This window comes from Dendronalium sp. ChiSLP03b (genome assembly GCF_034531165.2).
In the GTDB taxonomy this organism is placed as follows: Bacteria; Cyanobacteriota; Cyanobacteriia; order Cyanobacteriales; family Nostocaceae; genus Dendronalium; species Dendronalium minutum.
Genome location: NZ_JAVRBR020000126.1, coordinates 1 through 23,534 on the forward strand (window position 1 = coordinate 1; position 23,534 = coordinate 23,534).

The window sequence follows — 23,534 nt, forward strand, 5'->3', positions numbered from 1 at the left end:
CGCAACTGTACCGCCAGTAAAGTAATTTGGCGTTTTACTACTGAAGACGCGCGTGTCAAACTTAAACATCTTTATCCAATTTTTGAAACCGATGAAACAGGCGATTCTAATGCAACATTTTAGCCTTGACACGCCACTACGGCATAACGCACTGTCCAAAGGCTTTGGTGCGTTACGCTACTACAGATACTTAGATTTTTTCAGAAATCAAATAGGATTCCTATATATAGCAATCCTATTTGATTTACAAACTACTCGTGGAGGCAGGGAACAGATTTTTTTGTAACTCATTTAGGACTTTTATATCTAAGTTGTAAATATTTAAAGTAGTTATCGTGACTGAGACAGAATTAATTACACACATTGCTTTTCTGTTCCGAATGAATTTAATTTTGTCCAACTATTTAAGAGGTAAAAATGTACAAACCCAAACGAGATAAAAAAGCCAAGATCCAGTCACTACTGTCGCAAAAAAAGAAGGTGGACAAAAAAAAGGTGTCGCCAGTTACACCAGAAGCCCACCCAAAAGAGCCACTAATGGAACACATCTCGCAGATCGGTAATGTTCCTAATCCTGCCGCCCATGCAGCTATCCTGAATCGCGTTCCAGCTAATCAGCAATCTTCTAACAAGGAATTTTTACTTCAGTTACAACAGCAGTATGGAAATAGTTACGTCAAACAGGTGCTGCAATTAGCACAGCAAGAAAATCAAGATAAGGCAATATTACAAAAAGCATTAGAAGACGAACAGCAAACAGTACCATCAAAACAAGATCAAGATGAAACAAATCAGCCAGAGGAACAACTATCTTCTAGCAAGGATGCGAAAGAAGAGCTAGATAAATTGGAATTGGTAGAGCCAGAAAATCAAGATGATGCAATATCACAAAAAGCACCAGAAGACGAGCAGGAAATAGTGCCATCAAAACAAGATAAAGATGAAACAAATCAACCAAAGGGACAACTATCTTCCAATCAGAAAGCGAAAGAAAAGTTAGATAAAAAGAAACGTAATAAAGCTTAAAGAATATTTCTACAAAATACATCAGTTCAATTGAGAAACTTGTCTGAGGTAAAATATGCACGCGCCGAAGCTGGATAAAAACGTTAATACCAAGTTAGATCCACAGGAAACTGCGGCGGAAAAAAGTGTGTCGTCGCATATACAGCGCGATCCACTAGTGCAGCAAATTTCGCGGATGGGCAATGCTCCCAATCCCAGCGCTCATGCGGCTGTCCTCAATCGTGCCCCAGCTAATCAGCAATCTTCTAATAGGCAATTATTGCTGCAATTGCAACAGCAGTATGGAAATCCCTACGTCAATCAAGTGTTGCAATTGGCGCGAGAAATGGGTGGGAAAACATCTGCCAATCCGACTGAACAGCCACTTGTACAGACAAAGTTGACAATTGGTGCAGCGGGGGATAAGTACGAGCAAGAGGCGGATCGGACAGCACGTCAAGTGGTACAGCGGATGAATGCGCCTGCTTCTCAACAGCCAGAAGTCAGTGAGAAGATGCAGCCAGCAAAGCCTGAAGCAAAAGAAATATACAAAAAGCCACAGATAAGTACTATACAACGGCAGGAGATACCCGAACTGGAGAAAGAGGAAGATGAACCCGTCCAATTGCAGTCGGAAACGGGGATTGTTCAGCGGACTTGCTCCAAGTGCGACAAAGAACAGCAGCCAGGACAACAAGAGAATAAACTTGCTCAAATGCAGCCGTTGGTACAGCGTCAGTCTGCTGACAAGGAGATGGCAGATACACCAGACTTGGAAACGTCGATTCAAAAGGCGCAAGGTAGGGGACAGCCTCTTTCTGAAAATATCCGAGGACAGATGGAGCAAGCATTTGGGGCTGACTTCAGTGGAGTAAGAATTCACACGGGTTCGCAATCTGACCAACTGAATAAATCTATCCAAGCTCGCGCTTTTACTACAGGGCAGGATATTTTCTTGCGTTCTGGTGAATACGCACCTACAAGCAAGCAGGGACAGGAGTTGCTTGCCCATGAGTTGACTCACGTTGTCCAGCAAAATGGTGATGCGGTGCAGTCTCAAGGAGCAAGTGCAGCGAAAACCACGTCTAATGCTCCGAACAGTGAAGGAGTATCAGTTGCAACTAAAGCATCGACGGATAATACAGTCCAACGGGCTTGTTCTAAATGCGAGCAGGAAAAGCAGGAAGTAAATCTGCAAGCGAAACGAGAATCGGATCATACGGTTGAAGCGACTCCTGAAGTAGAAGCATCAATTAGTCAAGTTGATCGCCCAAGTATCCAAAGGATTGCCCTAGGCGATACCGGGCCCACAGTCCGAGAACGCCCAGAACCTAAAGAGGAGAATAAACCGCAAACTCCCCAAGAAACCACTGAGTCAGATGATTCTAATTGTGACCAAGTGGATAATACAAATAATTCAAAACCTGAAGACAAGCCAAGCGAACAGCCGCAAAAATGTCCTTCGGAAAAAGAGCAAGATGAAGATAATGAAGAGCAAGAACCGCCGAAAACACAGCCAAACAGAGATAAGTTAGCTAAAAGACCTGCTATTTGTCCCAAGGAACTAAAACCAAATCAGCTGGAAATTCCACCAGAGAACGCACAACAACTTCTAACACCTACGCCACAAAATCTAACAGCAACACCAGCATTAACCACGGGTAAGGAAGCACTAGCTCCCACACAGAATTCCCCAGTCACAGGTGAAACAGTTAGTCCAAAAACTGCGACAGAGAAAGCAGAAGCCACAAAGACCGCTACAGAAGCGCAAGGACAGCTAAGAACCACAGATGCCGAAGTAGCCCGCTTGGCTGACTTAAAAATTAACTTTAAACTGCCCAAACAGAAAGGAACTGATACAGACAATAATGCTGCTGCCTTGGAAGAGCAAAGGGCTACTGCTAATAGTATGGCGAGTAACTTCTTTACAGAAGCTGCTTTGCGAGTGCAGACAGTTACAGGGCTAGGACAAAGTGTTTCTGCTCGCATCAACGGAGTAGCAGAAAGTGCAAAGTCAACCGTAATGTCAACAGTTCAACAACAAAAGGATACGGTTACTGCCCAAATTAACCAACAACGCACTCAAGTACAAAACCAAGCACAGGCAAGCATAGTCGAGGTTCAGAAACAGTATCAAGCAACACTAGTAAATATTTTCCAACAAACTACCAAAGTAAGTCAAAAAATCCAAACAGAATACACAAATACGTTTCAGAAACTCGATCAACGCGAAAGCGACTTACTGGCACGTATTGACAAACTTTATTTGCAGACTTTCGACCAATATATAGCTGCTGGCGAGAAAGTAGGTAATGAAGCAATTGCTACTGGAGAGAAATGGGCGAAACAGTGGGAGTCAGAAACAACAACATTTGACAATCGTTTTGTCCAGAAGGTGAGTCTCGGTTACGATAACACGGAATATGAGGAAAACAAGGATAAGCTCGAACACAGTCAAGACACTCAAAACCTTTACAAGAAAGCTGAGGTAGCCAGAGAAGTTGCACAACAATACAAAGACCAAGTAACAGAAGAAGCGACTAAACAGGCGAATAACCTTGGAGAAAGCAAGGCGAAAGATATTAAAGTTGTTTGTTGCGGGATTAAGAAGTTTCGCAAAGAGTTACAAAAGTATCAAAAAGAAGCTTTCAAGGCTGTAACCGATCTCCGTCAGAATGCTGTCACCCAAGCAGGGGAAACACAAACCAAGCTAACTAAGTCTGTTAATCAAACCCTGCAAGACACCTTACAATCTTTAAACAAACAAGAAACAGCTCAATTGCAAATATTACAGGGTTACGGCGATGTCCAAGTATTGGCAATTGAACGGGATGCTCAAAAAGCGATCGCCTCTGTGCAAAAAGGAGTCAACCAAGCTGCAACCAAGCTGCAAACTGCCCTGCAAGATTACTATACTGAATTTCAGGGCATGGAAGCTCCCAATCCTGATGAGTTAAGTGTAACTTTAGCAGAAATACTTGGGCAGTTTGACAGTAGCATTGCCATAGTATTAGAAGAAACCCAAAAAGGTATTGCAACTACCGAGTCTGGTATCAAACAAGGAGAACAGCAAGCTGTTGGTGCTATAGGTGCGATCGCTCAAATAGGCATTGAGGAATCAGAGGCAGTTGTTGAAGCAGCCGCAACCAGTTTTACTAACCTCAATCAAAGTATTACAGACATTTTCAATCAACTCCGAAACATTTACACACAAGAAACTAATAAGGTTGTTGAAGCCACAGCAACAGGTCTGGCTCAAATTACTCAAAACCCATTTGCAGAAATTTACCAAAAGCTCAGTGACGCTATGCAAAAGAGTGTCACTCAAATTGAAGAACAATTGCGGCAATCACTAAAATGTCTGGAAACTGATATCCAGAATTATGCTGCCAAAGCAGTTGAAGAAGAACCTTGGTGGAAACAATTACTCAAGGGTTTATTGATTCTTGCCACCATTGTCATAGCAATATTTGTTGCTCCGATCGCAATTGGTTTCGTAGCTGGGGCGCTGGGAGGAGGTCTAATTGCAACTGCTGTTGCTTCTGTCGCTGTTGGCGCTGCATTAGGAGCTGGTTTGGGTGTTTTATCTCAGATTGCCAATAACGCGATCGACGGCAAGAACTGGATGGATGGTGTGGGTGAAGCTGCTCTTGCGGGTTTGATCGGTGGTGCGATCGGTGGTTTAGGTGGCGCAGTGGGTGGTACGCTGGCTCAAGCAGGCAAATTGGGGGCAGGATTGAGTAAATCTTTCTCGCAGTATGGAATTGAAACTGTTATTGCTGATACTATCGGTAATCTTGTTGGTAATTTAGCAGTAGGTGAGCCAATAACTGCGGAAGGAATTCTCTTTGGTCTGGCGATCGGTACAGCAGTTCATGTTTCCACAGCTAAACTGCATGGAATTGCTAAACGATCTGAACCCGCCAATTTTGCTGACAAGCAACCAGGTGAAGTAAGCAACCTTGCAGGAATGAAACCCGATGAAATAAATGCGCTGGCTCAACAAACTGGAATGAATCCTGATGAATTGGCTCAACTAGCAAAACAAGATCCGGGTAAACTTGCTGAAAGCGTTGAACGCGCTCAACCAAGTCCCAGTAAGCTGGTTAATTTTGCTCGCTGGTTTGAGAGTACGCAAAAAGGTGGATACCAGCTTGGTGAGCGGGTTGGTTCTGCGGTGACAAGTCCGATTAAGAGCGCCTTTGGCGGTAGCCGTGGCAATGCAGATATCAGCACACCTACTACTCGCTCCGATGTAGGCACAGAAACACCAAGGAGTTTGAAACCTGATACTGACGTGCCGATGACACCAAGAGAACAGGAGATTCTTAAGAATACTGCTCCTAAGCGCGGTAATGAATTAACACCAGAAGAACTGAATACAGAACTTGGATTAGCAGGAAAAGCTCAACCCAAGTCGATCAATGAGGGAGAATTTGTTGAAGAGAGACAACTGCCCAACGACCACGAATGGAAGGAAAAAGAGGATGGCACTTGGTGTCGCTTCTCCAACACTCCTGGTGGTGATTGTATGGAAGGAGTCGAGCTTGGTGATAATAGTAGTAACAGTAGCCAAAATGAATCTCCTAGCAGTACTAATAGTAACAGTAGCCAAGATGAATCACAGCCACGATCTTTAACAGAAGAAGAAAAAAAAGCACTTGCACCATTTGAACACTTATCACTAGAACCAAATAGTAGTAAACCAAACAGCAATCCTCCTCGTAAACGTAAGAGAGATACTGCTAAAGAAATTGTAGGTAAAATAATAACTCGTCCATTCAAAAAATCTAGACCCAATGAAGCTAATAAAAAGACAAACTCTGATCAAAAAGGAAACCAGAAGAAAACCTTAACAGAAACACACAAACCTGAAAATGTATCCGCTTCGCAGCCCAATCAAACTAGAAAGCAGCGAACTTTTACAGTTGACTCTTCTTCAAAAATTCCGGAGCCTTTACCATTCGACCCTAAGGCTGAATATTCCTCAAGCGATAGCGAATATATTCCTAGTGATACCGAAGAAGCTAAACAAGATAAGAAGGCAATATATAACTATACAAAAAAAGGTAAGCAGGCAAAAGTTCAGCCGAAGAAACAACAAGAAGTTGATAATAAGGTGCGGGGAGGTCGCAAGGGTTTAAATCAAGCCATATCACAGCTTACTAATGATGCCAACACAATACATGATGTCATCCCAAAATATACTACTACTAAAGGTGGCAAAAATCCTGGCAAAACTCGTAAAAACCAATCGTACGGAGCAACGACAATATCAACAACTATACTTCGTGATACAAAGACGGGTTTTTATAAAAAGTTTGTATTTACCAATTTAGAGGGAGCGCCTCCACGAGCTATTAGAAACAAAGCACAAGAGCTTGGATATCATGTGATTTGGTCGCGTCATAAGTCTCACGCAGAAGGTCAGCAAATACAATTTGTGGACGCAAGAGGAAACAGATATGAGTTAGTGAGTCAGGGATGTGACAAACCTCACTGCGGCGAATGTAATTGGGCAATGAACGAATACTACGGCGAGAATTATCCAACTACAAGTGAAAAAGGCAATACGAAATTCGAGCATTGGTATCAACCAGACCGATTCAAGAAGGCTTTGGGGGGTAAGGAAAGTCCCTTGAGAAAAGACGAAACCCCAAAAGCCACTCAAGAACAAATTGCAGGTAGCAGTAATCAATTTAACCAATCCGAATCAGAGAACATTACAACACAAGCATCTAGATATCCCACATTTCAAGTGGAAGGATGGGAACCTGGTCCTGGTCAACTACCCGATTGGATCATTGGAACGGGCGTTATACATGGGCAGCCTATCATTATTAATGGTGAACATTACATAGTAATGGAAGACCATAGAAGACAAGTGCAGATATCAGATATTAATCCGCAGGGTAAATTTATATATGTAGTTCCAAGGCTCCAGGGAGGATAATCGGGGGTCAATCTTAATTATCTCTAAAAGCTGGGCTAGGTATTAAATAATACTTTCATAAAAACTACTGTGTGGACGACTCGGCTTAAACTCTCAAACTAAACAGTTAAATGCAGATTAACTAGGTAGGTAATCTCTGTATTTTATATAAACTGCAAACTACAGAAACCTGTTAAAAGGATTATAGGAGGTTGCTATCGTGAACGAGGATAAATACTCCCTTTGGATTGATTACACCCGCTCGCGCTACTTTCTCATTCCCGAAAACCAAGATATTTCCACTGGAGATTTAATCATTTTTAACCTCACTGGTGAAAAAAAGACAGTCTCATCAACTGCACTTACCTCTTTTGAAGTCACAGAAGTAGAAGTTAGAGCTTTCCTTGAAACTGAATTGAATCAGCTAATGGAAAAAATCGAAATTAGCGAGAAAATGAAAAACGAACTACCGAATATTTTGGAAGAGTTGTTTTCATCCTCAAATATAGAAAAATGTATCACAGAAATAGTTAGCCAAGTGCTAAACTTAGCAGACGAAATTGACCAATCACCTGAGTTATTAGAACATAAACTTTATGAAAGTCTTACATCTTTGAGCAAAGACTTATTTGCCAAACAAGAAAAACAATTAAAAGAAAAACGCAAGGAAGAATATAGAAAATCTGCAAAGGAAGCAGTGACTCAATCTTTAAGTTCCTTTGTTTTACCCTCATTTACAGATAAAGACTGGTTCTCAGAAATTAGCTTATTGCCAAAAAAGGAACAAAAATAAACCCCCAAAAAACGGAGGTGATGCTTTCAAGATGTAATGCGATCGCCTATAAATTGACAAAAAAACAAAACCCAACAATAAGTCTAGTAAGCCACCAACAAGAGCTGTCACTGCAATGGAATATTATACAACCTCGCTGCAACACATATTGGCAGAGCTAGAACGGATAGATTTACTTATCCAAGTTCAGCTACAACGATTGCAGCAGATCCAATCTACTGATACAGCCTTCCAAGGACTCTATATTTCTGAAGAAGATTTAGAGGCAATGCTAGCAAAACCAGTTGGTATGCCACACTGGGCGGCTGCTTCTACACCTTTATCTACAGATGAAGTTCAGAATGTTTTCGAGCAACTGGCAGATGATATTGCTTTATGCAAAGAAAAAAGCATCAAACGCAATATTAACTTACGTTTGGCAGCACTCGCTCGCAGCTTTCAACTCACAACTATTGATATTGATATTCTTCTGATTTGTCTGGCTCCAGAACTTGATTTACGTTACGAAAGCCTCTATGCTTACCTTCATGGTGATGTCACAAAGAAGCGCCCCAGTATAGATTTGGTCTTGAACCTCCTTTGTCCTTCTTTAGAACAGAAGCTGACAACACGGCAACGTTTTACCCCAAGTCATCCTCTGCTAAAGCATCACTTACTCAATGTCTTTGACGATTCATCTCAACACCAATCCCCGCTATTAGGTAAGTTTCTGAAACTAGACGATCGCGTGGTGAATTACTTACTCAATATTGATGAAATTGACTCTCGCATTAACACTTATACTAAACATAAATTACCGCAAGCTAAACTAGAAGACCTGTTATTACCAATTGAGGTTAAGCAACGCTTCCAACTGCTAACCCAGAAAAAACACATACTGACAGAAGGCTGTATATTCTATTTCCAAGGAAGCTATGGTGTTGGTAAGCAGGCGACTGCTGAGGTGCTTTGTCAGGAGTTGGGTATGGAATTGTTGATTGTTGATGGCGATCGCCTGCTCAACTCAGAAAATGTTGCATTTGATATAGCTATCAATTTGGTTTGTCGTGAGGCATACTTACAGCAAGCGGCTCTCTACTGGAAAGGCTTTGATAGTTTACTCGAAGATGATAAACAGGCACGGCTCTTGTCATTCATCAAGCAGTTGGAAGATGCCAATTTACTGACTTTTCTTGCTGGAGAAGTAACCTGGGAACCAGTAGATGCATTGCAAGACATTCCCTTCTTACGGATTGAGTTTTCTCATCCGACAAATACCGAACGAGTGCAACTATGGCACAAGAGTCTTAGAGGTAACACAGATTTTGGTTCTGACGCAGACTTAAAGATATTAGCCAGTAAATTCCGCTTTAGTGGCGGTCAAATTGCAGATGCTACAGCTACCGCCCGAAATATAGCCCACTGGCGCGATCCAGAACAGCAGCACTTGACAATGACAGATATTTATGCAGGCTGTCGCTTGCAGTCTAACCGAAAATTGAGCAACCTAGCTACTAAAATCAATCCTTATTACAAGTGGGATGACATAATTCTGCCTCCTGACCAAATGCAGATGCTACGAGAAATCTGTAATTCAGTCAAGTACCGCACTCTCATCTACGAAGAATGGGGCTTTGATAACAAACTAGCTATGGGCAAGGGAGTTAACGTTTTCTTCGCTGGTCTTCCTGGCACTGGCAAAACTATGTCCGCGAATATAATAGCTGGAGAATTAGGCTTGGATCTCTACAAAATAGACCTCTCCAGCGTAGTCAGCAAATATATTGGCGAAACCGAAAAAAATCTGTCTCGGATTTTTAACGAAGCTCAAACCAGCAATGCCATTCTGTTTTTCGATGAAGCAGACGCGCTGTTTGGGAAACGTAGTGAAGTCCGTGATTCCCACGACCGTTACGCCAACGTTGAAGTTAGCTATTTATTGCAACGGATGGAAGAGTATCAAGGAGTTGTGATTTTAGCGACAAACTTACGCAAAAATATGGATGATGCCTTCGTCAGACGGATGCATTTTAGTCTGGAATTTCCCTTCCCCAACAAAAAAGAACGCCGCCGTATTTGGGAGCAAATTTTCCCAAAGTCTACTCCCAAGAATCCAGATGTAGATTTAGATTTTATGGCACAACGCTTCGAGATTGCCGGAGGTAACATTCGCAACATAGCTTTAGGCGCAGCCTTTCTCGCCGCAGATGATGGTATGGCGATTTCTATGAATCATCTAATTTGGGCGACTCGGCGGGAGTACCAAAAAATGGGCAAAATTCTCACAGAAGGAGAGTTTGGCGAGTATGCTCGGTTGGCATAGCTTTGTCGCGTGACCTATGCTTCTGGATAATTTCACCTATTTACTACTTGCTGACTTCAGAGAGTGACAGAAGAGGGCTAAAAAATCGCCGATACAATTCACAAGTTGCGATCGCTTGAGATCCAGAAAGTTTAATCAGCCCCATACTGCTTAACTTGTGAGTGAGGATGGGATCTAAGGAAATAGCTTCATTGGCATTCAGAATGGTATCAAAAGCTTGTGCTAACTCAGGCTGTTTTTGCAAGGTTGCCCAGTGACGCTGCAAGTGATGAGCATAAATTCCGCTAGCAGTGGGAGCAGTTTCTAGCAGTTGCGATAAAGTTATCTCCTTTCGACTCAGATGATAGAGAGCTAAGTGTACTAGTGCCGGATGTCCCCCAACCATTGCCATTAATTGTCTAGCTCGTTCCCCATCTGTCCAATTGAGTCCATAGCATTGGGCTAACTGCTGTACCTCTTCTTGGCTGAAGTTGTTTAACTGAATCGGTAAGCCTACATTAAAAGGAGACTGATTAAGTTCGAGAGGAACATAAACATCTGTTGAATGAACCACGAGCAAACGAAGCTTTTGCCAAATGGGCAGTCTTTTCGCTTCTTCATACCAAGAACGCAATAAAGGTAAAAAATCCTTCGCTACTTGGGGATGCTCGAAAATATGGTTCACCTCATCCAACGCCAAAATCAGGGGAGTATTAATTGACTCTAGTAAATATTCTTGGAAATAGAGGGTGGAGCTAATTTTACTTCCGAGATCTTCATCCCAATATTCGTCTAACATCGGTTGACGCTGAAGCTGGTGAGCAATATTGGCACACAACCAACGCAAAAGTTGATTCAAGTCACTCAAAATTGTCTGCTCGACTTGTTCTAGATTCAAGCTGATGGTGCAGTAGCCCTGGTGCTTCGCATAGTCAAGAATCCTCAGCAGCAGTGAAGTTTTGCCCATTTCTCTGGGAGCTTTAATCCTGATCAGCGCTCCTGGTTTCCCAATTTCTTGATAGATTTGCTCCTCAAGGAAAGAACGTTCGAGGTAAAAGGGAGAGTCGAGAGGAACTGAACCACTGGGGTAGCAAGGTAACGTATCCTGATTCACTGTGGCAGGAAATTGCGTCAGGTCTTGTTTTAAAGGTTTTGTCTTTGGATCTGCTTTGGTGGTGGCATAAGATTCTAGCAGTACCCGACAGTTTTTTTTAGTCACGCGCTGACCAATGACCTCGGAGAGTCGCCCAAACAACTCTGGGGCAACAACATTGGTAAAGTAGCCGGGACTATAACCTGCCTCTATAGCTATTTGGTTATAAGTTCTATACTGCCAAATACCATGCAGAATCAGATTTTCTGTGGAATTGAGAGGGCGATTATGGCTCTCAATTAGCAAGCGGTCAACAATCTCAAAGAGACTATTAAGGTTCATAGAGATTACAGACAGATACTACTAAAAAATAACAGAATTTACATTATGATTTACGCAACTAGTACATCACGGCAGAAATAAACAAACCATTTGAAATAGGTAAAAAGCCTGTAACATAGGAGTTCTCTCTTTTTACTTTTGACTTTTTACTTTTGCCTTGTTGTACTAGCACAAGGTGCTGCCATTTATTAGTACAAAAGTATTGTTTAGAAGAACGGTTCTTGCGTTGGTTTTATGGTAGAGCATTAAAATCGCAGTTTTATCGAAATCTCAAAAACCGAAAACCCAGTCACAGCAATAAATATACGCTATCTTTAGATTTTATTTATTATTCTGTAAACAAAATAAATTTTCGTAAATCAAACAAAGATAGATTCATAAACACGGTTTTGTACTCTCAAAGTTCCCTGTTGCTTGACTACTAGCCCCGATAAAAGCAATTCTCTTTCCTCGGAACTATCAACTGCAACAAGCTCTCTTTGATGCAAAACTTGTCGATAGAGTTCTAATAACCGAACGGATTGTTTGCTTTTGAGGAGGCGATCGCGGATGGTTCTAAAATGCTCTGGTTCATCCTGTGATTCCCAGTTATCTATTATCTGAGTTCGCACCAAATTTTCAATCCATTCGGCTTCTCTATTAGTAGGGATAGAAGATGAAGAATTGCGGATGAGTTTACAGAGCTTTTGAGTTAAAAAAGGCTGACCACTAGTCCAGGCTAACACTTCTTTTAAGATTGTTTGAGGATTACTCACTTTGTCTGCTAATCCCTGAAGTAATGGTTGGGCTTCATGCTCTTTAAAGCCTGACAATTGAATAGTCTGACCGATGTTAAAGGGCGTTCTTTGGTAGTCAGTAATTAAGTCGCTAGGGGTAGCAACTCCAAAGAGAGCAAAGGTTAAATGTCGATACTCTGGATTAATACTGCGCTGATTATAACAGGAGCGAATCAAAGCAAAAAAGTCATTAACTGGAAAATTCAAGCCCAAAAGGTTATCAATTTCATCAATAAAAATTATCAAGTTTTTGGTGATAGTGTCATCATTTTGAGCAACTTCAACTAGCAAAACTTCTTCAATAAATTGACTCAACCTTTGAACTGGAGAAATATCTCCTTGCTCTTGCCACCAAGTTTTTAAATTAACCTTTCTTAGTAAACCAAAACTTCGCCATAACTCTACTGTCAAGCCTTTGTACCATTGGTCAGGCGTGACGTTTTCGCTGCCAATGCGGGTCAAATCGATCGCCCCGCAGCTAAATCCCTCATGCTGGAGATGGTGTATCATGCGTACCATCAAGCTTGACTTGCCCATCTGGCGAGGATTAAGAATGTAACAAAACTCTCCCCGTTTCAACGCCTGGTAGAGATAACGGTCTGCTGAACGCACAACGTAAGTGGGAGCATCCATCGGCAGACTTCCTCCCACTTGATAGTCAAAGCTAGAGGGTTGTTCGCCACTTTTGAGTAACTCGTTTTCAAAGAGCAGTTCGGCTTGGGTGGCTTTGAGAATTTCCAGGGTTTGTGAAAGTTCTTGAGTGCGCTCTTCTACTCTCAGTTCTAAATTTCGGTTATAGTCCTCTAATTGACCGTAGAGACGGGCATTTTCAATGGAGATAGCAGCTTGAGCAGAAAGAATTCTTAAAACTTCAATGCGATCGCTAGTAAATGCATCTGTGGTTAAATTGTTTTCTAAATATAAAATACCGCTTAGTTTGCCTTGATGTAACAAAGGGGTACAGAGAATCGATTTTGGTTGAGTGGCGACAATGTAGGCATCGCGGATAAACTGTTCTTCTGCGGTAGCGTTATTCAGAACTACATTTTCTTGAGTACGGACAACATAGTTAATGATCGCAACTGGTAAAATTGGTGTCTGCTTGTCACCATCCACAGAGTCAATAGGAAGCGATCGCACTAAAGTCACTTCATCAGAATCTACTGTACTTTCAGCTGCGATCGCCCATTTACAATCTTTTTCCAATATCAGAAAGCCTTTTTGAGCACCGCCATTTTCAATTACAGTTTTCATTAACTTAGCCAGCAGTTGGTCTAGTTGAATTTCGCTAGCTAATACTTGAGAGGCTTTGGTAACTGTGATGATATCGAGAGCTTGGGGATTTGTACTAGCAGTAGATTCAGTTGTATTAATGCTTTGGTTTACTTTTCGTTCGTTTATATCCATTAGAAACTGTGGGTACTCCAATTCTAGAGCTTCAACTTTGGCTTTTGCACCCCAATGAGAATAACAATGATGGGCATTGCTCAAATATAGTCTTCCTATTTCTTCTCTACCTAAAGATAAATAAAATTCTGCGGCGCGTTCGTAAGCTATGGCTTCTTCGTGAATAAATTCAGATTTTTTAGCACCTTGAATTGCTTTTTCATAAAGCTCTTGAGCTTGCAAAGCTTGACCCAATACTCGCGCTTTCTCTGCTTCTACTAAATTGTATTTATTTTGAAAGTTTGCGGGGCAATCACTAGCCCATATTTTCATATTCTGTTGATTTGTTTCTACTTTTTCTAATATTTGTTTTTGCTGCTCTATAGTGCAATTGTGATGATAAGCTAAGAAGGAAAGAGAAGAGTATAAATTATGTTGTGGTACAGTTAAATGCGAGCCAAGACTTTCAAGATATTTTTCCGTATGAATTGTATTATCAAAAGCTTGGGATAAATCTTGGAAAATGTAATAAGCTATTGTTTTGTTGAAATAGAAAGTGAATAGTAGCCATTCGTTACAAGTATCAATATATTTTTTGATAGTTTTTTCTTCTTCTTGTCGAGAATCTCCAATCAATACAAGTTCTTTATTATTAGATTTTGTTGTCAAAATTTTAACTATTTTTTGAAGTATTTCTATATAATCAATTAAATATTGTTGCTTATTTATTTTCAGAAAATTACTATATTTTATTTCCTCACTTTCAACTTGTTTTAAATCATCTCCTCCAAAAAATTTTATTAAGCAGTAATCTAAAGATACATAACTAGAATACTCATACTCTCCTCTATTGATTCCTTTCTGAAAAGTACTTAATAATTTATCCCGTGCTATTTGTTCTTTAAGAAATGTTTTCCAGTGCCAAATAAATCCATAATATACATGAATAGCTAGAGATTCCGATTGAGGTATATCAAATTTATTTAGCAACTTGATAGACAATTCTCCAAATTTATATCCATAATTAATATCCTTTATTACTCCACACAGAAGTAGCCCATAAAAACTATAGGTAACAGCAACTTGGGGATAATTTCCATATTTAATACAAATATCAAGTAGAGTTAATATTACTTGAACCAATAATGAAAAGTTTGTAGTAAACGTAGGCGCTATCATCTGCTGTAATATTTGTATAGCTGCTAGTTTATATTTATCTACTATTACAGGTAGATTTGCTAAATCTTCATTGTTTTTATCTTGAAAGAATAATTTAATATATTTCTGTTGTAGTTCAATTTTTTCATATATATTGATAGGTTGATTAGAGATATCAATTCCTAGTTTTGATAAAATATTCAGGGCACTATCTATTGCTTGATGACTGTCGAATATAGCAAAATAATACTGTACTTTTATTCTATAAACTTCGACTAAATCGAGAATATTATTAGCTTTTTTTATAATTGTTTCTGAAAAATTTTCAATTTGTTCAAACTTATTATTTAAGTAGAGTAATTCTAAAGTTTCTACGGAGATTTCTAAAGTTAATTTATACTGTTGTTCCCAACTATTTGCTGCTAATAATCCTAAGCAAGTTTCTAAATATTTTAGAGCAGGTTGATAAGCTGTTGATGCTTTCGCCTTTTTCCCAGCTTTTAGATTTAATTTGGCTAAATTATCTCTTTCTGAGCGCTCAGTAATTAATTCAGCTCCTTCATTTAATTGATTGACAATATCAAAAATATTTGACTCTAATTCATTTTCTTGAGTATTTCTTAGTAAGAAATGGCCTACTTGTAAGTGAACTTTTTTTTTATCATCTTCTGGAATCAAAGCATAGGCTGCTTGCTGAACCCTGTCGTGCAAAAATTTGTAGGGGATATATTTAGGAATTTTGGCAATAAAAGTAGCAGAAATTTCTGAAGTATCTCTTGATATTTCTTCTTGATTCCAAAACAGAGGTATTTTATAGTCATTACTGAGGGGTAAAATTAAACCTGATTCCAGCGCTGGATGAAGTTCTCTAGCTGTAGCCACTTGAGATTTATTATTGACATTAGAGAGGATTTCCAAATTAGATTGGTTGCCAATACAAGCGGCTAGTTGCAAAATTTTCTGAGTCTTTTTATCTAATTTGGTAATTTTGTTGATAGTTAAGTCAACTACATTATCAGTTATTCCTACTCTTTCGATTTCTTCAAGATCCCAGTACCAACAATTTTTATTGTAATCAAATAAAAAAAGGTTTTCTTTATAAAGAGATTGAAGTAATTGAGTTAGAAAAAAAGGGTTTCCTTGAGTTTTATTAATTACTAAGTCTGCTAAAGATTTTGATCCTTTTGTAGAGCAATTTAAAGTATCAGCAATTAATTGGTTGATGTATTTGATTTTTAATGGTTGCAGCGAAATATAATTGACTCTAGCACCTTCTTTTTCAAATTGTTCTAAGGCTTGCATCAAAGGATGAGTCACATCAATTTCATTATCTCGATAGGCTCCTATTATTAATAAATATTCGCTGTCATAATCGGTTATTAATAGCTCAATTAACTTCAAAGATGCTAAATCTGCCCATTGTAGATCGTCCAGAAAGATAACTAAAGGGTGTTCTTTTTTAGTGAAAACACGAATAAATTTCTGAAAAAATAAGTTAAATCGATTTTGAGCTTCAGTTGCTCCTAATTGCTCGACTGACGGCTGTTTACCGATAATCTGCTCTAATTGAGGAATAACATCCATGACAACCTGAGCATTAGGCTCTAAGGCTGCTAAAAGTTCTAGTTTCCAATTTTGTAGTGTTGCTTCAGTTTCGGTAAGTAACTGCCGTATTAAGTCACCAAATGCTAAAGCGATCGCCGCATAGGGAATGTCTCGCTGCAACTGGTCAAATTTTCCGCTAATAAAATATCCTCGCTGGCGTAATATTGGTTTATGAACTTCATTAACTAAAACAGATTTGCCAATTCCTGAATAACCAGAAACCAGTATCATCTCACTGCTGCCTTGACTAACTTGCTCGAAAGTAGTTAATAATTGTGTGATTTCTTCTTCCCTACCGTAAAGTTTTTCAGGAATAACAAAGCGATCGCAAATATCCTGAGTTCCTAAACAAAACTCGTCAATTCTCCCTAAACTCTCTAAGCGATCGCGACAGGTTTCCAAGTCGGCTTTGATTCCCCAAGCACTTTGGTACCGTTCTTCTGGGGTTTTTGCCAACAATTTCATCACAATGTCTGAAACGGCTTTAGGTATTGGTTGAGACGGTGAATTTGATGTTTCTACAAGTTCATGTGGGGGAACAGGCTGTTGAGCAATATGACAATGAACTAATTCTATAGAGTCAGTGGTTGCAAAAGGCAGTTTATTAGTGAGCAATTCGTAAAAAGTGATACCCAAGGAATAAAAATCGCTGCGGTAATCTATCCCTCGATTCATTCTTCCAGTTTGCTCTGGGGGAATATAAGCTAAAGTTCCTTCTAATAGTTTAATATTGCCAACTGTCTGAATTTCCCGAGATAAACGGGTAGAAATGCCAAAGTCGATGATTTTCAGTTGTTCTGTTTCTGGGTTATAAACGATATTAGAGGGGTTAATATCTTTGTGGATAATATTGGCAGCGTGAATAGCAGCCAAACCTTCAGTAGTTTTAATAGCTATAGAGAGAAATTCTTTGAGAGTAAATTGGCGTTGATTGCCCATTAATAGTTTTAAAGATTCACCGCCAAAGTCTTCTAAGAACATGACTAGACTATTTTTATACCGCAGCAAATCATATGCGTTAATAACTCTATCGGTATTTAAGGAGCGAGTCACTTCATATTCCTGTTTGTATCGAGTTAGTTCTGAAGGAGTTGGGTAGTTTTCCTTGAGAATCTTTAAAATAACGGGTTGATTATCAGGCTTGAGAATGGCTCGATAGACTAACGAATTAGCACTTTCATAGATTTTTTGGCTAATCTGATAATCTGCTTTAATGTTGTCTGGCTGCCGATCCATATTAAGTTTGATAAAGTCCTGGAATCCTTATTTCTACAGGCTTTCCAGGATTTTATCATACGTGTCTAAATTTTAGGCTACAGCATAGTACTTACTTGAGTTTTCAAGAAGTGACTTTTTAAATCAAGTGCAAGTGAGTGGAATATAAGGATAGGGAGGTCTAAAATAGTCTACATCTATTAAATATTCGTCACCATCTTTTTTATAAAAGGGAAAATTACGTTCCTCTTCTGGATCTTCTTTTGCATATGCCCATTTGTGAATATTCTCTTGTTCAGCATCAGCAGGTATAGTCGGATAGGGAATAACAACCTGATAAGCTACCCAAGGTTTTTCTTGGCTAATAATAATCTCTTTGATATCACCATTCAACCTATTCCAATCTACTTCTAAACTATACTGAATAGTGATTTCACCTGTGCTTAAAATAGGCTGGGAAATTTGGTGGTATTTATCTCCTCTTTTATAATAGGCTTGCCCAGCTAATAACAGAGATAAAGAAATTCCTTGCCAAGCTCTGCTGCTAGGCAAAATCAGAAATCTTGCTTTTTCTGAAGGTCTTTCTTTAGGCTTTAAAGGCGAGTAAATACTGGGATCGTCAGGATCGGGGTTGTCAGGAGCATCTCCTCCACCATAAAGGAAAATTTCTCTAGCGATCAGACCATCCAAAATATTAGAGTCAATAGCATCCCACTCACCAGCAGCAAATTTATCCTGCAAGCCCTTTTCTTTTGCTTCTAAATAAGACCACCAAGTTTTAGCAATTAACTGAGATAGTTTGCGGCTATGTAGCAGAGTCCGCATTGGGACATAAAAATTACCTAGCTCAGTTTGTTGATCTTCTTTGGAAAATGAGTCGATAAAACCTTGAGGAAAAACGACACCTGACGAGGGTAAATACGAAGATAGCTGGTTTTTTGGATCTTTCTTTCGTCTAGGATAATTTTCTAAGTTGTTTATTGTTTCTTCATCGAGTTCAAACTGATTAAAACTCTGTGCGTGAGTGTTATTAGACGTTTGACCGTTATTAGATGTATTACCTCTTGTTTTCGCCAATATGCTTGTAGTTATTCTCTCGTTTTTTTCCTGAGAAGGTTCTACATATAGTATCTGATAATAGGTATTGTTTTTAAACGGCGCATCTGGCTGTATTGGATCTGGATTTTGTGCAGCCATTTTCCTTTCCTCCTATATAATATGTAATTCAAGACAAATTGTAAAAACGGCGAGGATTATCCCAAAGAATCTTTTGCACAATTTCTTTCGATAGTTTTTCCTCAAGCTTTACCATTTCTGCAACGATATTCGGCTTATGATCCATATGGGGATAGTCTGAACCAAAGATTAAATTGTCTGTGCCAATATATTCGATCGCCTGAGCCAAATAAGGTTCTGAAGGCTCTATAGCAACAAAGCACTGGCGACGAAAATAGTCCGAGGGCTTGATCTTGACATGATCCTTAATTTTGTCCTCCCAAGCGAAATTTTCGTATTCTTCATCTAGTCGCCACAGCCAATAGGGAAGCCAGCCACAACCAGACTCCAGAAAAGCCACTTTCAGTTTTGGATGACGTTCTAATACCCCTCCTTCAATCAACGCTAATAAAGCCATCATCTGTTCCATCGGATGAGAGCAAGCGTGGATAGCAAAACAAGTGTTAAACCTTTCTGTTCCAGTAGTAGGCAAACGACTGTAAGCCCCTTCGTGAATGCCTACTGCTATTTCTAGGCGATCGCATTCTGTCCAAAAAGGCTCGTAAGCGGAGTCACTCAACAGTCTTCCTTTGAGGGGATTAGGACGTAAAAACACCGCTTTCCAGCCAAAATTGACAATTTTATGCAATTCATCCACCATTGACTCTGGCGCGTGCAGATTAATTGCTCCTACCCCCTTCAATCTATCTGGAGCGTAACTACAAAAGTCCTTTAACCAATTGTTGTAAGCACGGGTAAAAGCGCCAGCAACTTCCGGTTGCATAGTATCCATCGCCCAAAGCCACAATCCATAAGTTGGATAAACAAATGCTAGATCGATTCCCATCAGCATCATCTCTTGAAGGTGAGACTCGACATTGTAGCCTTGGAAATAAGCATTGGGATGAGCTGACATCATCTGCTTATTCGCCTTATCTCGAACTTGTTTAGAGACTTTTTTTACAATGTCTTCCCCTTGAATTTTCATGTCTGGTGAGGGGGCAAACTGTTTAAATTCTGGTTCTAGATACTTAGCCCACATACTAGGAGGTTCAATTACGTGGGAATCCGCATCAATAATCAAATATCCGTTTAACATGATCTGTAATCAATCTGTCTCGGAATTGGGAGTTGGTGCGTGAGGCTACAAGTCTGAATTACTACACTGAAATTTTCTAGTGACTTCACAAATTGTACAGTTTTACATACCAGTTGCGTAAGCCCTATTTTTATCAAACAATCAGGATGCAACCAATGTCAAACAAAAAATTAATGAAGTGGCGATCGTACAACAATTAATATCAGTGTTGTGAGTGACAAACTCATCCCGCAGATGTTCTTCCCAGAGTTCTTGCAAAAACTCCTGGGCTGGTGTCAGGTTGGTGGTTGCCTGTAAAGAAGCTTGTTTGTCTATTTGCTCTTTGACCGTGTTGGATTTTCCTAGTTCTATCTGTTCACAGAGTGTATTGATTCCAATACTTGACTTCTTTCAGAATCTGAGAAATCATTGTCAGATCCTTACACCTTACAGTGTAAGTGAACTTGTTGCGAGCAAAACACCTACTTTCTCATACCTCGCAACAGGAACACACTTTTGCGATTCATTGAGGTGGGTTCCAGTTTCCAGACCCGTACCAAACATTGACCAACTCACCCATCAAATCGACGTTGAGTTGCTCTTCAAAACCAAAAATCATGATGCCCGCATAGCCATTCTCCTTGAGCCATTGAACATCCCCATGCGGGCTGGGGGATCGTTGCCCAGACCAGAACCCGAGCGAGAGTTGGTTCTTGTTCAAGTTGAGTTTTGGATAAGGCTTCAGACGAGACTCTGGAGAGCTGCCGTATGCCAATTCTTGAATTGCTGTGAGGACTGAGGACTAATATAAGCCGTCATCCGTCCATTGTTTTTCATAGTTAATCTTCCTGATGAATTGATTGTGCAAATCCGATCGCGATTGTTGCCCCATGAAAGCAAATCTAGCTTAGGGTTTGATATTGGGACGATTTAGCTGTGCCGACTCTTGACAATAGCGCATTGAGTCAGGACTATCGCTCTTGAGCGTGGTCGCTAACGGCGTGAGCGCAAAGTACCGATCAAATGTTAGTGTCAGTGGAAATAGCTTGTAATATGCAAAGTGCTGAGTGCTGTTAGCGGTAGCGGGGCGTTTAGCCCGTGCTAAGTAGAAATCCAGGTTTTCCAGGGCTTTGAGCAATCAACAATGTCCTAACTGCCGAGAAGGTTGCTATAAATCAGTTTTGTGCCTGCCGCCGTAATCAAGGCTTCAATCTCTCTTCCTCAAACCGTTGCTGACGCTCTTTAGAGAGACCTTCACCACTTTTGACAGGCTGCACGGAACAGAAAAGCGCTGGCCCAACAGCTTTCGTACTAGGCTCATAGATTGCTTCTCCGGTCTTGACTTGATAAATCTCGTGGTAAAAAGCTATTCCCTTGTCGGTGTTCTCTACCAGCCACTTCCACCAGCGTGAGTGAGGTAGCTGGCGTGCCCAATGACCCAAATCGTTGTAAGAACGCCAGTATTGCATAAGCAACTGCCCTTCAGGTGTAGTCATCGGACGATTAAGCAACAGTCCTTCGGCTTTTGCTGTCTCCAAAGCTGGAAACATTTCCTCTTGAATACCACTATCCTCGTAGAGACGTTGCCCTGCTTTAGTGTGAAACTCAACGCCAAAGAATGCCAGGCATAAGTTTGGGTGTTCCCAGAGTGCAGCAATGTATGCACTATCGGCTGGTGGTTCGGTCAGAGCAATACCACTATTATGTTCTTCCATTGACATAAGATTGTCTCCTGTTTTGTTGCAAAAATCAAAAGTTTATCTAATGTCGTCAAACTGAATTCTGGACTAGATCATGCCGCAGCACGGCTATATCTTCGGCATCGAGTTGGACTGGAACGCCACTACGAATCAGTTCGGCAAAATTCTCATTCGGCACCATGACAGTAATCGTGTACAGTCGCTCTGACCCAGTGTTGCGGATCTCATGAACTCCCGTCGGCGGCACGAGCAAAGTATCTCCGGAACGAATCGCAATTTCTTTCCCATCACAAATTGCAACGCCTTCACCTTTGAGCACAAAAAATGTCTCAACCGCAAATAGATGTCGATTGGGTGGCGTTTTTCCACCAACATCAAAAATCTCAATGCAATACGTGATGGATAAATTGACAGTTGCTGGATCAAAAACGATCGCTAACCGATTTGTAGCATCTGGACTAATACGGTAAGCCTGATATTCATGCGGCGATTTGACCACTGGAATGACATGAGATTCGTCCATTAGAGCCTCCACAATGCTACCTACTTTCGTAATTGATGATTTAAAACGACTTTGTAGGTCACGTATTCTTTGCGTAAACTACCCTACTGGTCTGTCAAACCTATTTTGATGGTTAGAGAGACGCGATAAATCGCCGTCTCTACAGAAAATCTATTCGTCAATTATTTCTTGACAGACTATCACACTATACTAAATTGAAAGATCGCTGCAAATTTTGGATGCCACCCCACGCCTTGAGGAATCAGGGGCTGGAGAAGAAAAATGAGTAAAATTGAAAGCTCCATAGATAAATCTAAGCGATCGCTTCTACAACAAAAACCCCCTAAATTAGTAACCAAAAACCCTAAATTCCATCGCTAGCTTCGGATATTTGCTATTGCTATATCTGATTTACCAGGATACGTGGTACGTATTTTGGCAGAACCTCTTTAGGAAGTGAACGGCCCCTCCTCAATTGCCCGACAGGAATCAGCTTTACAAGTACGCAGTCTACTTAGTTGGTCAGCAAGCTGTTTGAGTAAAGTTGGATCGGCTGTAGAAGCTAGGTTGTCCAACTGATATGGGTCTTGCTTGATATTGTACAGTTCCTTCTCCCCTGTTTCATATTCAATATAGGTATAGTCTTCTGCCCGGATTGCCTGATAAGTAGGGATCTGCGGTATTTGACCTCCTTTTTGGAGTGATTGAAGCTCTGACTGATCCTGAAGAAGCTCTATCTGATTCTCAAGTGCACGTCGCTTCTGATTTTGTTTGTGTTCCACTAGAAATGCATGACGCCACTTAGGGAGTTGTGGTGTCGTAGCCTTTAACAACGGTAAGAACGATCGTCCATCAACAAAAGCGGGTGGTTTAACTTCAGCCATCTCGGTAAAGGTTGGGAAAAAGTCGATATTACCCACTTGCTCTTGCAGTTCCTTGCCTGCTGGAATTCCTGGTCCACGCACTACCAGAGTCAAGCGAATATCTTCCTCGTAGGCACTTTGTTTGCCTGAACTTATCCGGTGAATACCTTGTTTGTAACCGTTATCAGACGTGAGAACGATGTAGGTATTGTCAAGTTGCCTATTCGCCTTGAGCGTATCGACTAACTTGCCAATTGCCTCGTCAACCGACTGTAGCGATCGCAAGCGCTTTCGATAACTTTTATCTATATCGTCAATTTGTGTTTGATTGAGTTGCTCCAAGTGTTTAATGTATTGAGGCTTAGTACTAACATCAGCTTCGTTAAAATTGTCTGGACGGGGCGCTTTAACATTTGGGAAGAGCTTCTCATGGCGTGGTGCTGGCGTATATGGTCCGTGAATGTTGAAGGGAGCCAGATAAACGAAAAACGGTTTGCCGTCTTTGGCAGAACGTTGGATGAAATCAACGGCAAAGCTAGTATAAACATCTGTACCGTAGTCTTTCGGCTTGTCACCGTACTTGACCAGCT

13 protein-coding genes are annotated in these 23,534 nt (G+C 40.5%); 4 read left to right on the plus strand and 9 right to left on the minus strand.

From position 1 onward, the window contains the following. Nucleotides 1-417: 417 nt before the first annotated feature. The 4 genes from RMY31_RS29505 to RMY31_RS29520 all read left to right on the plus strand — a co-directional run bounded on the left by RMY31_RS29505 (nucleotide 418) and on the right by RMY31_RS29520 (nucleotide 10,032). Complete coding sequence (locus RMY31_RS29505; protein ID WP_322665862.1) at nucleotides 418-1,026, plus strand: hypothetical protein; 609 nt, start codon at nucleotides 418-420, stop codon at nucleotides 1,024-1,026. Nucleotides 1,027-1,081: 55 nt separating this feature from the next. After that, the gene (locus RMY31_RS29510) at nucleotides 1,082-6,958 is read left to right on the plus strand and encodes a DUF4157 domain-containing protein (RefSeq protein ID WP_322665860.1); all 5,877 of its coding nucleotides are present in this window, start codon (nucleotides 1,082-1,084) and stop codon (nucleotides 6,956-6,958) included. A 199-nt stretch (nucleotides 6,959-7,157) separates the two neighbouring features. Continuing rightward, the gene (locus tag RMY31_RS29515) at nucleotides 7,158-7,730 is read left to right on the plus strand and encodes a hypothetical protein (protein ID WP_322665858.1); all 573 of its coding nucleotides are present in this window, start codon (nucleotides 7,158-7,160) and stop codon (nucleotides 7,728-7,730) included. Nucleotides 7,731-7,845: 115 nt separating this feature from the next. Beyond that, on the plus strand, nucleotides 7,846-10,032 hold the full coding sequence (locus RMY31_RS29520) for an AAA family ATPase (RefSeq protein ID WP_322665856.1): 2,187 nt from the start codon (nucleotides 7,846-7,848) through the stop codon (nucleotides 10,030-10,032). 43 nt (nucleotides 10,033-10,075) lie between these two features. On the opposite strand, the gene RMY31_RS29525 is transcribed toward RMY31_RS29520, so the two are convergent. From RMY31_RS29525 to RMY31_RS29565, 9 genes are all read right to left on the minus strand, one after another. Further along, nucleotides 10,076-11,446 (minus strand): AAA-like domain-containing protein, encoded by a 1,371-nt coding sequence (locus RMY31_RS29525; protein WP_322665854.1) that lies wholly within the window; start codon nucleotides 11,444-11,446, stop codon nucleotides 10,076-10,078. Nucleotides 11,447-11,805: 359 nt separating this feature from the next. Next, the gene (locus RMY31_RS29530) at nucleotides 11,806-17,607 is read right to left on the minus strand and encodes an AAA family ATPase (protein WP_322665853.1); all 5,802 of its coding nucleotides are present in this window, start codon (nucleotides 17,605-17,607) and stop codon (nucleotides 11,806-11,808) included. 123 nt (nucleotides 17,608-17,730) lie between these two features. Further along, nucleotides 17,731-18,783 carry a hypothetical protein gene (locus RMY31_RS29535; RefSeq protein WP_322665847.1) on the minus strand — a complete coding sequence of 351 codons (1,053 nt, stop codon included), beginning with the start codon at nucleotides 18,781-18,783 and terminating at the stop codon, nucleotides 17,731-17,733. Nucleotides 18,784-18,811: 28 nt separating this feature from the next. Then, nucleotides 18,812-19,900, minus strand: a complete 1,089-nt coding sequence (locus RMY31_RS29540; protein ID WP_322665845.1) for an amidohydrolase family protein — start codon at nucleotides 19,898-19,900, stop codon at nucleotides 18,812-18,814. 502 nt (nucleotides 19,901-20,402) lie between these two features. Then, entirely contained in the window at nucleotides 20,403-20,654 is a 252-nt protein-coding gene (locus tag RMY31_RS29545) for a hypothetical protein (RefSeq protein WP_322665844.1), read from the minus strand. Nucleotides 20,655-20,786: 132 nt separating this feature from the next. Continuing rightward, the gene (locus tag RMY31_RS29550; protein WP_322665842.1) at nucleotides 20,787-21,017 is read right to left on the minus strand and encodes a hypothetical protein; all 231 of its coding nucleotides are present in this window, start codon (nucleotides 21,015-21,017) and stop codon (nucleotides 20,787-20,789) included. A 61-nt stretch (nucleotides 21,018-21,078) separates the two neighbouring features. Further along, nucleotides 21,079-21,600: a monooxygenase family protein gene (locus tag RMY31_RS29555; protein ID WP_322665840.1), complete on the minus strand. Its 522-nt coding sequence runs from the start codon at nucleotides 21,598-21,600 to the stop codon at nucleotides 21,079-21,081. Nucleotides 21,601-21,649: 49 nt separating this feature from the next. Next, nucleotides 21,650-22,102, minus strand: a complete 453-nt coding sequence (locus RMY31_RS29560; RefSeq protein WP_322665838.1) for a cupin domain-containing protein — start codon at nucleotides 22,100-22,102, stop codon at nucleotides 21,650-21,652. A gap of 428 nt (nucleotides 22,103-22,530) precedes the next feature. Then, nucleotides 22,531-23,534: sulfatase-like hydrolase/transferase (locus tag RMY31_RS29565; protein WP_409878805.1), on the minus strand; the 1,004-nt coding region annotated here is incomplete at its 5' end.